Below are 13,134 nucleotides of genomic sequence, written 5' to 3'. Positions count from 1 at the left end.
AGGTGTGCCGTGCTCAGTGATATGGCTTTATCATTTGTGATCAGCATGGCCCTGAATGGAAGGGAAATTAAAACAAAATGACCTTCTTGGAAGCAGCCATTGGTAACCTCTTGGGATTAATTGCATCTGAAATCTCAGAGGGAGGAGAAGCTTAAAGAAAACATTTCTTCATAGTAAAAAGATAGAGAAATGGTATAAATATTATCATTGTTTGATACGGAGGGTTAACGAATGCATTGGTATAATTATGTAAATGACGATGCGAAAGTGGCATTCGTATTAACATTGACAGAGAGAGTAATTGATAAATTGGTCAATTACCGATGGTATTCTCAAATCAGAGAAACGATGAATATATGCTGGGAATGGGTGGAGGGAAAGAAGTATCGTGGTGACGAACTGTATGACCAGTTAGAAGACGATGAAGATCAAGGGTTATTTGTTGTCTATATTGAAGAAATCGACTGTGAGATGCCGGTTTCAGGTGATCCCCAAGTAAAGCAAGTGTTTGACTGTGTATTGTATGCAGCAGCCTGTGCCACAAGACAAGCCTATGTTTATGATGGTGAGTTAAATCATTGTCCTCAAACCGTTAATATCGCACATGATGAATTTATCGATGAGGTGTTTATGGAAGAAATAAAAAAAGTAGACGGCTACCAAGAAGAATGGGCCGAGCGATTAAAACAATACCTGATGAAAAACCATCCGGCAGGCAGAGACAAGAAGATGAAAAGAGAAGAATTGTTGAACTTGATTGCGCAAAAATGATTCAGTGGAACATTTCCGCTATATTTGGCGTTATATATGAAGGGGATTTCCCCTTTTAATCGTCCCGATTGCACAAGATGAAAATCAAATGTTTATACAAAAGGCAAAGGGAACTTCCCTTTGCCTTATGCTTTGGTCAGATGGATTGCAAGGCTTGTTTGACATCGGCTTTGAGGTCTTCGATATGTTCAATGCCGGTTGAAAAGCGGACAAAGTTTGGTTGGATGCCGGAGGTCCGCATTTGTTCTTCGGTCATCGTTCCTGCCCACATGGCGGCCGTATGGACGACCAGGGAGTCGACACCGCCCAAACTGACGGCATGCCGGGAGATTTTTAATGAAGAGACAAAGCGCCGGGTTTCTTCATAACCGCCTTTGATGGAAAAAGCGATGACGGCCCCGAAGCCTTTCATTTGCCGCTTGGCGAGTTCATGTTGCGGATGGCTGGGGAGGCCGGGGTAAAACACTTTTTCCACTTGCGGCTGGTTTTCCAGGAACTCAGCCAAAGCCAGCGCATTGGCGTTGATTTGTTTCATCCTCATCGGAAGCGTGCGCAGTCCCCGCAGCAGAAGCCAGGCATCCATGGGGGACAGCACGGAGCCGAGGGAAAGGTGGGTTTGCCAGATTTGTTCCGCCAATTCGTTGCTCGTACAGATGACCCCGGCGGTGAGATCATGGTGCCCGCCCAAATATTTGGTGGCGCTGTGCACAACCACATCCACCCCGTAATCGTGCGGCCGCTGATTGATGGGAGAAGCAAAGGTGTTGTCACAAACGACAAGTATGCCGCGGGACTTGGCCAGTTTAACCACCGCCTCAAGGTCTGTGACAACCAAGGTGGGATTGGCGGGGGTTTCCACCATGATCAGTTTGGTGTTGGGCCGGATGGCTTCTTCAAAAGCGGCGGTGTCTGCTTGTTCCACCACGGTGACCTCCACCCCGAATCGCGGCAGCATTTCATCCATGATTTTGGCAGTGCTCATATAGTGCCGGGTTTGTGCGATCACATGATCTCCGGCACGGACCAGCGAGAGAAGGGTGGTGGCAATTGCTCCCATCCCGGAGCCGGTCACCAATGCGGTTTCGGTTCCTTCAAGCTCCGACATGATCTTTATGACCCGTTCGTGAACCGGGTTGCCGTAACGGGTATAGTACCGGGGATGGCGGGGGGTGTTTGCCATATCGGCAAATGCTTCGGCGTTTTCTGCGACGAAGGTGGCCGAGTAATAAATGGCCGGAGAGACGGTTCCGTCATTTGTGATGCTGTCATCGGAATGTGTGACCAAGGTTTCGTGTCGAAGGTTGGAATCCTTGCGATCGTGTTGATTCATACTCCCACTCCCTCTCTTTTTTCAATTGAGCTTGGATCGATTTTATCATAATGGTGAAAGGATTCCAGTAAATTTATGAATTCGAAAATGGAGTTGATGGAATATAAAATGTTTTTTGTTAAAATGGCATGGGTGAATTTTTAGAAGAGAGAGGGGTTGGCCAATGGCGGAGACGCAGAAACAAGTCGTGATGGATCCAAGCGGGGAGCGTGCGGTGATGATCTTCGGTTTCCCGGTTGAGCCAAAGAGAAGGGAAGTGAGCGTGCGTCCGGCGGAGGATGTGGCCCGGCGGGCTTTGGAGCTTCATTTGTTGCAGGGCGTGATTTTTCATCATGCGCCGGAAGAGGTGGTGAAATGGGCGCGCGAAGAGGGGTTGTGGGAATATTTGAGTCCGCGGGAGAAAGAGATTTTCCGGATTCCGGTTTCCGGTCTCTCCCCGGAAGAAATCCGGTGGAAGCAACAAGCCCTGCAATCGCATCTCTTGACGTGGCGTATCGAAGGTTTGCTTGCGTTGTTATGGAGCCTCGATTTGGTTGAATCCCTGGAACCGCCGGTCGACCGGTGTGACGGCACCGTGATGCAGGATGTGTTGCCGATGCCGGGCGATTCCCTGGAAGCCTTTATCGGGAAAGCCCGGTTGCGTCCGGTGGAAGAGATTGTACAAATGCTGGAGCGACATTTGCAAATTTACCATCAACAAGTCGAAGCTTATGAAAAAGAAGAAATGCTTCTGTTTGACATGTTGGTCGCCTATGAACGCATCCATGCGTGGAATTGGGTTTGCGGTTTGATTGACGAATGGGATGATTAAAGGCATAGCTGTTGTATGGTTCAAATTCTTATTTTTCGGGTATATACATAGGGGTATGATGGTTTCGTATTTTTTTATTGGAGGTAACAGCGTGACTAAAGATCAAAAGGATCAAGAGAACAAAGCAGGAAAGTCATTGGGTTCCGGCATGGCGATCGGCATTGCGATCGGTGTGGGCATTGGGATGGCCACGGATAACCTGCCGCTTTGGATCGCGATCGGGGTTGCCATTGGCGTCAGTTTGGGCGGAGCCGGTTATGCGTTCAGAAACAACAAAGAAGAGAAAGAATAATGTTTGCTTGCAAAGCGAACGAAAACCAGGGAGATCATCCCTGGTTTTTTATATTGGCCGGGGCTTATCCCTGATCCGCCGGTTCGATGAGGGACGGATCATCGTTTTTGGGGGAGTTGACCCGCTGTGACACGGGATAAGCTTCCATTTGATCTTCCGGATAAGGTTCCAGCAGCGACTGCAAAACAACGGGGTTGTCCATTTCCGGATCCAGCCAGGTTTCGTAGTCGTCTTCCTTCAGGATGACCGGCATCCGGTTGTGCACTTCACCGACGAGGGCATTGGGCCGGGTGGTGATAATGGTGCAGGTATACAAAAGGTCCGTTCCTTGTTTCCATTGGTCCCACAGCCCGGCAAAAGCAAACGGTTCCCCGCCCTTGATTTGAAACCGGTAAGGCTGTTTGGTTTTTCCGCTTCTTTTCCATTCATAAAAGCCGTCCGCCGGGATCAAGCAGCGTTGTTTGCGGAAAGGATGCCTGTAAACCGGCCTTTCGTTCAAGGTTTCCGCCCGGGCATTGATCATTTTGTATCCGATTTTGGGATCCTTGGCCCAAAAGGGAACCAGCCCCCATCGCATGGGTTGTCCGACACGACGGTTTCCCTGCCGGGTCACCGTGAGCACGGGTTGGCTGGGAGCGATGTTGTATCGCGGGTTCCACGCATCGGGAAACGTGAACCGGAATTTTTCTTGCAAAAGGTTGAAATCCATGGCCAGCGAAAAACGACCGCACATAAGATCACCCCATCCCAAGCAGGAGTTTTCCTTTTTCCCCATCATAGAGAAAGCAGGTTTTTCGGTCAACCCGGGCGGAGGAAACCCGGGAGGCCAAGTGTGATGGATTTAACGGAAGGGCACGGTCCATTTTCATTAAGATAAAGAGGACACCTCCTGATCAAGGTTCAGGAACAAAACGAGGTGAAAAAAATGCCGGCACCAACAGCAAAATTGCCCGGGCATCTGTTTCTGGCAAGTCTGGGGAAAACGGTTCTCCGGCCCGGGGGAAGAAAAGGAACGCAGAAAATCATTGATCATCTGCAACCGGATGAACATTCCTGTCTTTTGGAAGTCGCGGGAAACATGGGGACCACGGCGGTGCATCTGGCCAAAACATACGGTTGCCGCATTGTGTGCGTGGACCTGCATCAAGACAGTTTGAAAAAGGCGGAAAAGAATATCAGGCAGGCCGGGGTGGAGCATTTAATCACCCTGCAAAGGGCCGATGCCAGAGATTTGCCGTTTGCGGATGAAACGTTTGACGGTGTGATCAATGAGGCCATGCTGACAATGCTGCCTGATCAGGATAAAATCAAAGCTTTGAATGAGTATTACCGGGTTTTGAAAAAAGGCGGCAAACTGGGAACCCACGATTTGTTGATCAAACGGCAGCCGACCGAAGAAATGTTGAAAATGGTGAAACATATCATGGATGTTCCCTTGCCGGACAACCCGGTTGTGGTCAAGTTGTTGTATTATGCGTTGAATTTGATCGTCAAACCATTGGACCGGAAAAAATGGGAGGGCATCTATGCCCAAACCCCCTTTTCCAAGGTGGAATTCAAAGAAGGAGAGATGTCCCTGTTAACCCTGGATGGTCTCCTGTATGACGAGGGGTGGGACCGAACCATTGAGATTTTGCAAAATGCGGCGAAGTCCGGGGAGGCCAGAGAAAGGCTTTTCTTTATGATTAAATTGTTTAACCAAACCGAAACGTTCGGGCATATCACCATTCACGCCGAAAAATGACACAACCCAATCCAAACCATACGCCCAAAAGCGTATGGTTTTTATTTGTCTTTTGGATGATAGATCAGTTGCACCACACCGGAAGAAAACGTCCGGGTTTGCACCAGTTTTAAATTCAGCCTCTGTTTCAAATCGGTAAATAACGGTTTGCCTTCGCCCAAAACAACCGGGTGAACGGATAACCAGAATTCATCCACCAGCCCCAAATCGATGAACGTGGCGATGAGATCGGCGCCGCCATACAGCCAAATGTCTTTGCCGGGCTGGTTTTTGATTTTCATGACTTCTTCATACAGATGGTCATGGATGAACGTTGCCTGCGGGCCGGAACCGGTCCGAGTCCGGGAGAAGACAACTTTCTTTTTGCGTTGAATCTGTTGCCAAATTTCTTTTTCCATCTCCGGTGCTTCAGCGTGCGGGCGGTATTGTTCCCAGATTTCATAACTTTTTCTGCCAAACAGAATCGTGTCGATTTGATTCAGGAAGGAAATGAAGTCCATATCCGGTTCCATGATGCACCAATCAATTTCTCCATTCTTCCCTTCAATAAAACCATCCAACGTCACGGCCAAATCCAAAAGGATTCTTCTCGGGTTGGTGTGAACGGACATCCTTTTGCTCCCTTTCTGCCAAGATTTGATTGGAATATATATGATACATGAACAGCCGTCGGAGTCAAGGCAATGTTTTTGGTGAACTGTTTAAAGGAAAATGGGGAACGGTTGCGGAAGATCATGAGACGGTGCAACGGGAAGAAAAATGAACCATGAGCCGGAAACAGCCGGATTCTGACCAGAGAATGGAACATACCATGTAATATCGTTATATTTTTATTTATATTGGGAATATTTTTATGATAAAATCGCATTAGATCATCGATGGACAAGCAGGAGGTTCATGGATTGAAAAAAATCACCTTTCTTTTGCTTCTTGCTTTGGCGGTTATTTTCGGCTTGCTTCCAAGCGGATATGCAGCTCATTACATTGACGCGGATTCGGTGAAAAATGGAGCGATTCGATATAAAAATTCGTCCCGTTATCTGAAGGCGGTCGACCATGCGGATTATGCCTGGAACCAGCTGACGACGATCTCTGTTTATCCGGCAAGCTCACCGGATTTGATTTTTTACGATGCCAATTATTCCACGGCAAGCTGGGACGGGCTGTACACGCCGAAATCCGGTGCGGATACCATCCATTTGAATATCTATTACATGGACAAATATACGACGCCCGTTCAAGCCCGCGTGGCCGCCCATGAAATGGGGCATGCTCTGGGTTTGGGGGATCACGAAGAATACAGCTACCGAAAAATTTTGATGTATAAATGTTCCACCTGTAACCCCTATAACACACCGACGCACCATGACCGGCAAGATTATTATGCCAAATGGAGGGACTGATATGAAAAAGCGCCATGTCATCGTGGTGGCACTGCTGTTTCTTTTCACCGGTGTGATCGTCGTGTATCAACACATTTCCAAACAAAAGCCCGAAGTGATCAATGCGGCCGCATCTTATGTGACGGATATCAATGATCCGCGAAAGCTTTCCGGTTTTTCCAGTGATATTTTTATCGGCAAGGTGGTTGAAAAGTCCGGGAGCAACCCAACGGGCGCCATTCCTGAAACCCGGTTTGATGTGCAAGTGATCGAAACCCTCAAAGGAAAAGCGGCGGGCAAGGTGATGGTGAACCAACAAGCCGGTTTTGACGAGAACGGGGATTTTTTCACCATTGACGGTGACCGGATGCTGATCCCCGGGAATATCTACCTGTTTGCCACGGTTTACGATTCGGTTCACGACTGGTACACGCTTGTTCCCAATGCCGGGGATGTTCCCTTGACCGTCAAGGAAGAGGTTTCAACCACTGGTGACGGGGACATGGTCTTTGATGAAGCATCGCAAAAAGCCATTGAAGAGATGAAACGGGGTATTGAAAATGAAATTCCGTTTGAACCGGGGAGCCGGTAGCATGGTTTTTCTGAAGGGAAAAGGAGTCAGGACAAGTTTCCTGACTCCTTTTTTGTTCTGCCGGCCGGTCGGTTATTTCTTCAGTAGTTCTTTCATTTTCAAGTATTCTTCTTCGCTGATTTCATGGTTGATCAAGCGAAGTTTTAAAATTTCTTCAGCTTCCAGATGGACACCGGCAGAATGTGAACGGCACCCGTAACGGCGGTTCATGAACCGGAAGATCAAAATCGCCGTGATCAGCAGGCAGAAGAATACAATGGGAAAAATGAAAAAAGGAAAAAAGGGAGCATGGGTTGCCGGGTGTACGGTTAAAAACATAAGATCACCTCTCTGATTGATATGGTCAGACAATCATGACTGCCTTGCATGTGTATAAGATACATTTTTTTCATCACAAATAAATTTGTGAAAAAGTCACAGACCGGTCACGAATCCATCAGGAATTGCTTATCTTTTCAAACGGGCGGGATGGCTGTGTTAAGATGAAGTTGATTTTTGGATGCATGGAGGTTCGCCATGGACAGGAAAGAGACCATATTGGTAGTGGATGACGATAAAGAAATCGTGGAATTGATGCAGGATTTTTTGGAAGATGAGGGATATCGGGTGGAAAAGGCTTTGGATGCGGAAAAGGCGCGGCAACTGTTGAATCAGGTGCCGGTGGATTGCATCCTTTTGGACGTGATGATGCCCGGGCAGGACGGCTTTGAACTGTGCCGTGAAATCCGGAAAAACAATGATGTCCCCATTTTGTTTTTAAGCGCCCGCGACGGAGACATGGATAAAATCAGGGGGCTTGGGATCGGCGGGGACGATTATATTGTCAAGTCAGCCACGCCGGTGGAAGTGGTGGCCCGGGTCAAGGCCGTTCTGCGCCGATACCGGAAACAAGTCGCCCCGCAAAAAGCGGTTCTCCGGTATGGTCCGCTCCTCTTGGATGTCCGGGCGCATGAGGTTTTCGTGCATGGCAAACCCGTTTCCCTGACCCCGAAAGAGTTCGACATTCTCCTCTTGTTTGCTGAACATCCCCGCCAAGTGTTCACTTATGATCAATTGCTTGAAAAATTCTGGGACGGGGTGGGGGACAAACATACGGTGGTTGTGCATATCAGCAGAATCCGGGAAAAAATCGAAGAAGATCCCAATCATCCCAAATGGATAGTCAACGTTTGGGGAGTCGGATACCGTTTTGAAGGAGCATAAACCATGAAAACATTACGAATCCGCCAGTTTCTCTTTGCCGGTTTGTTGGCCATGGTGCTGTTACCGAGATTGTTTTACACCCTCACGGATTTTGTGCTTCAGCCGGTTGTGGCACACCAAACCGAATCCAAGAAGGCTTTGGCTGACCAAATGATGCGGGACATCACGCAGCATGTCGATGAGTGGAAAAATCCCGCGTGGCAACAAGCCTTCCAAAACCGGTATGCGTCTTCCGGGATTCCCGTCTTCATCACCGATCCGTCCGGCCATAAAATTTTTCAAACGGGCCACCCGCATCCCAGCCCATGGAACAGCCGGCAAATGACCGTGATTGAAAACGGAAAAGTCCGGGGTATGGTTCACCTGTATCTGAACAACCATCAGCAGGTGTTTGCGGTTTTATCCGCCGTTTTTGCGGTCATTGCCACGATTTTTCTCATTGGCTGGCTGATGGGGAAATATGTGTTGAAGCCTCTTTCGGGCATGAGTGTGGCTGCCAAACAAATTGCCAAAGGGAATTTGGATTTCCGGCTGCCTGCCTCCCGGTTGACGGAAGTGGACGAAGTCCGGGCGGCATTTGAGAAGATGGGGGACAGCCTCCGGGAGTCGTTGAACCGACAGGCAAAATTGGAAGAAGAACGCCGCTTTTTTATCTCTTCCATCGCCCATGACCTGCGCACGCCGCTGTTTGTTTTGCGGGGCAGTTTATGGAGGATGGAGCAAGGATTGGTCCGGTCCCCGGAAAAAATGGAGAGGTATATCCATGTGTGCAGGCAAAAAGCTGAACAGTTGGAGCGGTTGATCTCGGATCTGTTTGCCTATGCAAAGACGGAATTTCAGGAGCCGTCGGCCGCGGTCCGGGGCGAGACGTTTGATTTTGGAGATTGGATGGAAGAAATCCTGGATCATTACCGGCTGGTCGCACAAACCAAAAACATTGAGATTTACGTGCAGGGGCAAACGGAAAAATGTTTGGTGAGGGGGGACAAACACTTACTGGAACGGGCCGTGCTCAATCTGATGGACAATGCGTTTAATTACACCCCTTCCGGAGGCGAAATCTGCGTGCAATGGCGCAAGGAAGGAAATCAAGTCGTGTTTACGGTTGCCGATACCGGACCGGGAATTCCGGAGCAGGATTTGCCCCATGTCTTTGAGCCCTTCTACCGGGCGGAAAAATCAAGAAATCCCAAAACCGGGGGAACCGGCCTGGGACTGACGATTGCCAGACGGATCCTCCATGCCCACGAAGGGGATCTGGTTGCCGGAAATCAGCCTGGAAAAGGGGCTGTCTTTACCGGGCGGCTTCCGCTTCATGAATGTTCTTGAAAACTGCCTGAAAAAAACCACCTCTTTTTGAAAAAGAGGTGGTTTGTCATTTTCGGATGCCTTTGGTTTGTAAGCGATCTCAAAGGTTTGTTCTTGAAACGGTTTATGCTTATCCGATGGAAACCATTCTTTCGATGGCCCGTTTGGCCTTTTCGGAAATGTCCTTCGGCACATTGATCACATGTTTGTTTTCCTTTAAGGCATCCAGCACTTTGGGCAAGGTGGTCATTTTCATAAAGGGGCAAACGGCTTCCGGATTGGCCGGAACAAATTGTTTTCCGGGGTTTTGTTTTTCCATTTGGTAAAGGATGCCGGTTTCCGTTGCGACAATAAATTCGTCAGACGGCGAGTGTTTCAGATGGTTCAACATTTTTCCCGTGGATAAGATATGGGACCGGCTTTTTGGAAGGGCTCCTTCGGCCATCAAGTACATGCCGGAGGTGGAACATCCGCATTCCGGGTGAACAAGCAGTTCCGCGTCAGGATGTTTTTTGAACATGCTTTCCACTTGATGGGCCCGGATCCCGGCATGCACATGGCATTCGCCCATCCAGATGTGCATGTTTTTGCGACCGGTGACGCGCTGGACATAAGAACCGAGAAACATGTCAGGCAGAAAAAGAATTTCTTGGTCTTCCGGAATGGATTCAACGATTTGCACGGCGTTGGAAGAAGTGCAGCAATAGTCACTTTCCGCTTTGACTTCCGCGGTGGTATTGACATAGGCGACCACCACCGCTTCGGGATGTTCCGCTTTCCACGCCCTAAGTTGCGCGGCCGTGATGGAATCCGCCAGCGAGCAGCCTGCTTCAAGGTCCGGAAGCAGAACGGTTTTATCCGGGCTCAGCATGGCGGCCGTTTCCGCCATAAAATGGACGCCGCAAAAGACGATGACTTCTGCTTCTGTGGCCATTCCGGCCCGTGCAAGCGTCAAGGAATCCCCGAGGACATCAGCGATATCCTGAATTTCCGGAAGTTCATAGTTATGAGCGAGGATGATGGCATTTCGCATCGTTTTCCATTTTTGAATTTCCTCAATGAGTTCAGATTTCTTGGCAACAGACATGGAATGACTCCTCTCCGTTGGAGGTTTGATAAAACATCCATGTCCAGTATAGAGATCCTTCCTTGGATTCAATGTGATATATTTCGCATTTTGACCAAAAGGGATGGGGTTTTCCGGAGAAATTTGGGACAGGTGAGGGTTGGAAATGAATGAAAATTTCCATTTCGGATTCATGTGAATGAAATCACAAAGAGGATGGAGCGAATCTGATTATATGGAAGTCGAAACAGGAATGTTTCAATCACAAACAAGAAGGGATGAGCGATGAAAAGTTTATCGGATTCAACGTTGTCGATCTTGAAACAAAGCCTGGTCCTCACGATTATCATCAGTTTTACCGTATTATTGGCCGGCGGTTTCTGGATTTATAAGGAGATGGCCCCGCGCCCGGCCAAAGTCATAAGCCCACATGGTGAAGTGATGACAACCGCTGAGAAAATCAAAGGAGGCCAGGCGGTATATCAAAAATACGGTTTGATGGATTATGGATCCGTATTGGGCCACGGATCTTATTTGGGGCCTGATTATACCGCAGAAACCCTGCATCTGACGGTTACCGCCATGCAAGATTATAAAGCAAAGCAGATGTATCATCAACCGTTTTCAAACTTGTCTGCCGACAAAAAAGCAGTGATTCAGGAAAAAGTGAAAAATGAATTGAAGAAGAATCGCTACAATGCAAAAACCGATACATTGATGCTGACGGATGCACAGGTCTATGCCTTGCAACAAGTAAGGAAGCATTATGTCAACATTTTCACCAAAGGTGACGGGCACGGGATTCTGCCCGGTTTGATCCATGAAGAGGATATGCCTCTGAAAGACCGGAAATGGGTGGCTGAAGGGAATCAGCTCGAACAAATTGCCGATTTCTTCTTCTGGACTGCATGGTTATCCGGTACGGAGCGCCCGGATGGCACGTCCACTTATACCAATAACTGGCCTTATGATCCGGAGGCCGGCAATCAGATGGGATACTCAACCATTTGGTGGAGTGCGGCCAGTGTGGCGCTTTTAATCGGATTGACCGGCTTGGTGCTTTACTTTTACCAGCGATATAAATTGGACATGCATGAAGCATATAAACCGGGAAGATTCCCCGTGTTTGATTTGTCGTCCAACCGGGTCACACCAAGCCAGATCAAGACCGGTAAATTTTTTCTCGTGGTGGCATTAATGTTTTTGGTTCAAACAGGGTTCGGCGGTTTGCTTGCCCATTATTATTTGGAACCCGGCTCGTTTTACGGGTGGGATTGGATTGCCGAAATGTTGCCGTTTAACATTGCCAAAGGGTATCACTTGCAACTGGCGATCTTTTGGATCGCCACGGCATGGCTGGGGCTCGGAATTTATGTTTCTCCCCTGGTCGGGGGAAAAGAGCCGAAACGGCAAGGTTTATTGGTGGATATTCTTTTCTGGTCCCTTGTGATATTGGTTGCGGGCAGTATGACCGGGCAATGGCTGGGAGTGAACGGGTATCTCGGGAACCTTTGGTTTTTGCTCGGACACCAAGGATGGGAATACCTCGAATTGGGACGAATCTGGCAATGGGTGCTCGCCATCGGAATGGGGCTTTGGCTGTTCATTGTATGGCGGGGATTCAGAGATGGTCTCCGTTCGGAAACGGATAAAGGCGGTTTGTTGCATCTTCTCTTTTACTCGGCCATTGCCGTTCCGTTCTTCTACATCTTTGCCTTTTTCTATGATCCCGGAACCAATATCACTTATGCCGATTACTGGCGCTGGTGGATCATTCACCTCTGGGTCGAAGGGATTTTTGAAGTGTTTGCCGTGGTGATCATCGGTTTCCTCATGGTTCAAATGAAACTGGTCACCAAAAAATCAACCATCCGGGCGTTGTACTTTCAATTAATTGTATTGTTGGCCGGCGGTGTGATCGGCACCGGTCACCATTACTATTGGATCGGGGCGCCTGATCTGTGGATCGGCTTGGGGGCGGTCTTTTCCGCAATCGAGGTGATTCCGCTGACTTTGTTGATATTGGAAGCTTATGGTCAATATAAAGTGTTGGTCGATGGAGGTTCGAAATTTCCGTATCGCGCGTCATTCTGGTTTCTCATTTCAACGGCGGTGTGGAATTTGATTGGAGCCGGGGTGCTTGGCTTCCTCATCAATTTGCCGTCCGTTTCTTACTTCGAGCACGGTTCGTTCCTCACTCCGGCTCACGGACATGGTGCGATGATGGGGGTTTACGGGATGTTTGCCATTGCCGTCCTTCTCTTTACCCTGCGCAATATTGTCCGGCCGGAGAAATGGACGGGGAAAACGGATAAAATCTTAAAGATTTCCTGTTGGGGGTTGAATATCGGTTTAGCGGGCATGATCCTGATCACATTGCTTCCGGTCGGGATGGTTCAATTGCAAACCGCTTTTGAACAAGGCTTCTGGGTTGCAAGGGATCCTTCGTTCTATCAAGACGGGCTGGTAAGAGTGTTGTTGTGGCTTCGGATCATCCCGGACAGCATTTTCATCCTGGCGGGTGTTGTCCCGCTGGTTTGGGCGGTGGTCCGGGCGATGTTTCACCTTCGCAAATCCGGCGGAGGGATGTGACCCTGTTCACAGCCAAGGGTTCATGCCTGCTTTAACATTAAGT

Annotated in this window: 14 protein-coding genes; 9 read left to right on the top strand and 5 right to left on the bottom strand. The window is 48.7% G+C overall.

What is annotated here, in order from left to right:
• Positions 1-231: 231 nt before the first annotated feature.
• A complete protein-coding gene (locus tag H1R82_RS09140) occupies positions 232-771 on the top strand; it encodes an Imm6 family immunity protein (RefSeq protein ID WP_181731828.1) in 540 nt (179 codons plus the stop codon).
• Positions 772-907: 136 nt separating this feature from the next.
• Here H1R82_RS09140 and H1R82_RS09135 read toward each other — a convergent pair whose 3' ends face one another.
• Complete coding sequence (locus H1R82_RS09135) at positions 908-2,101, bottom strand: trans-sulfuration enzyme family protein (RefSeq protein ID WP_181731827.1); 1,194 nt, start codon at positions 2,099-2,101, stop codon at positions 908-910.
• Between the two features lie 163 nt (positions 2,102-2,264).
• On the opposite strand from H1R82_RS09135, the gene H1R82_RS09130 reads away from it, so the two are divergent.
• Together H1R82_RS09130 and H1R82_RS09125 are read left to right on the top strand one after the other, a co-directional pair.
• On the top strand, positions 2,265-2,912 hold the full coding sequence (locus H1R82_RS09130; RefSeq protein WP_181731826.1) for a DUF4272 domain-containing protein: 648 nt from the start codon (positions 2,265-2,267) through the stop codon (positions 2,910-2,912).
• A 91-nt stretch (positions 2,913-3,003) separates the two neighbouring features.
• A complete protein-coding gene (locus H1R82_RS09125; protein ID WP_198058692.1) occupies positions 3,004-3,204 on the top strand; it encodes a glycine zipper domain-containing protein in 201 nt (66 codons plus the stop codon).
• Positions 3,205-3,268: 64 nt separating this feature from the next.
• On the opposite strand, the gene H1R82_RS09120 is transcribed toward H1R82_RS09125, so the two are convergent.
• Positions 3,269-3,937, bottom strand: coding sequence for an SOS response-associated peptidase (locus H1R82_RS09120; RefSeq protein WP_181731825.1), 669 nt, complete (start codon positions 3,935-3,937; stop codon positions 3,269-3,271).
• Positions 3,938-4,129: 192 nt separating this feature from the next.
• Between H1R82_RS09120 and H1R82_RS09115 the strand changes: the two genes are divergently transcribed.
• On the top strand, positions 4,130-4,948 hold the full coding sequence (locus H1R82_RS09115) for a class I SAM-dependent methyltransferase (RefSeq protein WP_181731824.1): 819 nt from the start codon (positions 4,130-4,132) through the stop codon (positions 4,946-4,948).
• Between the two features lie 41 nt (positions 4,949-4,989).
• On the opposite strand, the gene H1R82_RS09110 is transcribed toward H1R82_RS09115, so the two are convergent.
• Complete coding sequence (locus tag H1R82_RS09110) at positions 4,990-5,559, bottom strand: dihydrofolate reductase family protein (protein WP_181731823.1); 570 nt, start codon at positions 5,557-5,559, stop codon at positions 4,990-4,992.
• A 291-nt stretch (positions 5,560-5,850) separates the two neighbouring features.
• Between H1R82_RS09110 and H1R82_RS09105 the strand changes: the two genes are divergently transcribed.
• The gene (locus tag H1R82_RS09105; protein ID WP_181731822.1) at positions 5,851-6,351 is read left to right on the top strand and encodes a snapalysin family zinc-dependent metalloprotease; all 501 of its coding nucleotides are present in this window, start codon (positions 5,851-5,853) and stop codon (positions 6,349-6,351) included.
• Position 6,352: 1 nt separating this feature from the next.
• Positions 6,353-6,922 carry a hypothetical protein gene (locus H1R82_RS09100; protein ID WP_181731821.1) on the top strand — a complete coding sequence of 190 codons (570 nt, stop codon included), beginning with the start codon at positions 6,353-6,355 and terminating at the stop codon, positions 6,920-6,922.
• Between the two features lie 72 nt (positions 6,923-6,994).
• Here H1R82_RS09100 and H1R82_RS09095 read toward each other — a convergent pair whose 3' ends face one another.
• The gene (locus H1R82_RS09095; protein WP_181731820.1) at positions 6,995-7,240 is read right to left on the bottom strand and encodes an SHOCT domain-containing protein; all 246 of its coding nucleotides are present in this window, start codon (positions 7,238-7,240) and stop codon (positions 6,995-6,997) included.
• 198 nt (positions 7,241-7,438) lie between these two features.
• On the opposite strand from H1R82_RS09095, the gene H1R82_RS09090 reads away from it, so the two are divergent.
• Entirely contained in the window at positions 7,439-8,125 is a 687-nt protein-coding gene (locus tag H1R82_RS09090) for a response regulator transcription factor (protein ID WP_181731819.1), read from the top strand.
• 3 nt (positions 8,126-8,128) lie between these two features.
• On the top strand, positions 8,129-9,454 hold the full coding sequence (locus H1R82_RS09085; RefSeq protein ID WP_181731818.1) for a sensor histidine kinase: 1,326 nt from the start codon (positions 8,129-8,131) through the stop codon (positions 9,452-9,454).
• 109 nt (positions 9,455-9,563) lie between these two features.
• Here H1R82_RS09085 and nadA read toward each other — a convergent pair whose 3' ends face one another.
• Positions 9,564-10,520: a quinolinate synthase NadA gene (nadA, locus tag H1R82_RS09080; protein ID WP_181731817.1), complete on the bottom strand. Its 957-nt coding sequence runs from the start codon at positions 10,518-10,520 to the stop codon at positions 9,564-9,566.
• Between the two features lie 264 nt (positions 10,521-10,784).
• Between nadA and H1R82_RS09075 the strand changes: the two genes are divergently transcribed.
• A complete protein-coding gene (locus tag H1R82_RS09075; protein WP_181731816.1) occupies positions 10,785-13,091 on the top strand; it encodes a nitric-oxide reductase large subunit in 2,307 nt (768 codons plus the stop codon).
• The last annotated feature ends 43 nt before the right edge of the window (positions 13,092-13,134 follow it).

Source organism: Thermoactinomyces intermedius (assembly GCF_013912365.1).
Lineage (GTDB): Bacteria > Bacillota > Bacilli > Thermoactinomycetales > Thermoactinomycetaceae > Thermoactinomyces > Thermoactinomyces intermedius.
Note: the sequence above shows the minus strand (reverse complement) of the source record. Positions and strands in the feature narration are given on the sequence as shown.

Bases quoted from the DNA above. Each gene is read 5' to 3' on its own strand.
- H1R82_RS09130 (WP_181731826.1), top strand. From the start codon at position 2,265: ATGGCGGAGACGCAGAAACAAGTCGTGATGGATCCAAGCGGGGAGCGT.
- H1R82_RS09085 (WP_181731818.1), top strand. From the start codon at position 8,129: ATGAAAACATTACGAATCCGCCAGTTTCTCTTTGCCGGTTTGTTGGCC.
- H1R82_RS09090 (WP_181731819.1), top strand. From the start codon at position 7,439: ATGGACAGGAAAGAGACCATATTGGTAGTGGATGACGATAAAGAAATC.
- H1R82_RS09095 (WP_181731820.1), bottom strand. From the start codon at position 7,240: ATGTTTTTAACCGTACACCCGGCAACCCATGCTCCCTTTTTTCCTTTT.
- H1R82_RS09075 (WP_181731816.1), top strand. From the start codon at position 10,785: ATGAAAAGTTTATCGGATTCAACGTTGTCGATCTTGAAACAAAGCCTG.
- H1R82_RS09120 (WP_181731825.1), bottom strand. From the start codon at position 3,937: ATGTGCGGTCGTTTTTCGCTGGCCATGGATTTCAACCTTTTGCAAGAA.
- H1R82_RS09115 (WP_181731824.1), top strand. From the start codon at position 4,130: ATGCCGGCACCAACAGCAAAATTGCCCGGGCATCTGTTTCTGGCAAGT.
- H1R82_RS09110 (WP_181731823.1), bottom strand. From the start codon at position 5,559: ATGTCCGTTCACACCAACCCGAGAAGAATCCTTTTGGATTTGGCCGTG.
- H1R82_RS09135 (WP_181731827.1), bottom strand. From the start codon at position 2,101: ATGAATCAACACGATCGCAAGGATTCCAACCTTCGACACGAAACCTTG.
- nadA (WP_181731817.1), bottom strand. From the start codon at position 10,520: ATGTCTGTTGCCAAGAAATCTGAACTCATTGAGGAAATTCAAAAATGG.
- H1R82_RS09140 (WP_181731828.1), top strand. From the start codon at position 232: ATGCATTGGTATAATTATGTAAATGACGATGCGAAAGTGGCATTCGTA.
- H1R82_RS09100 (WP_181731821.1), top strand. From the start codon at position 6,353: ATGAAAAAGCGCCATGTCATCGTGGTGGCACTGCTGTTTCTTTTCACC.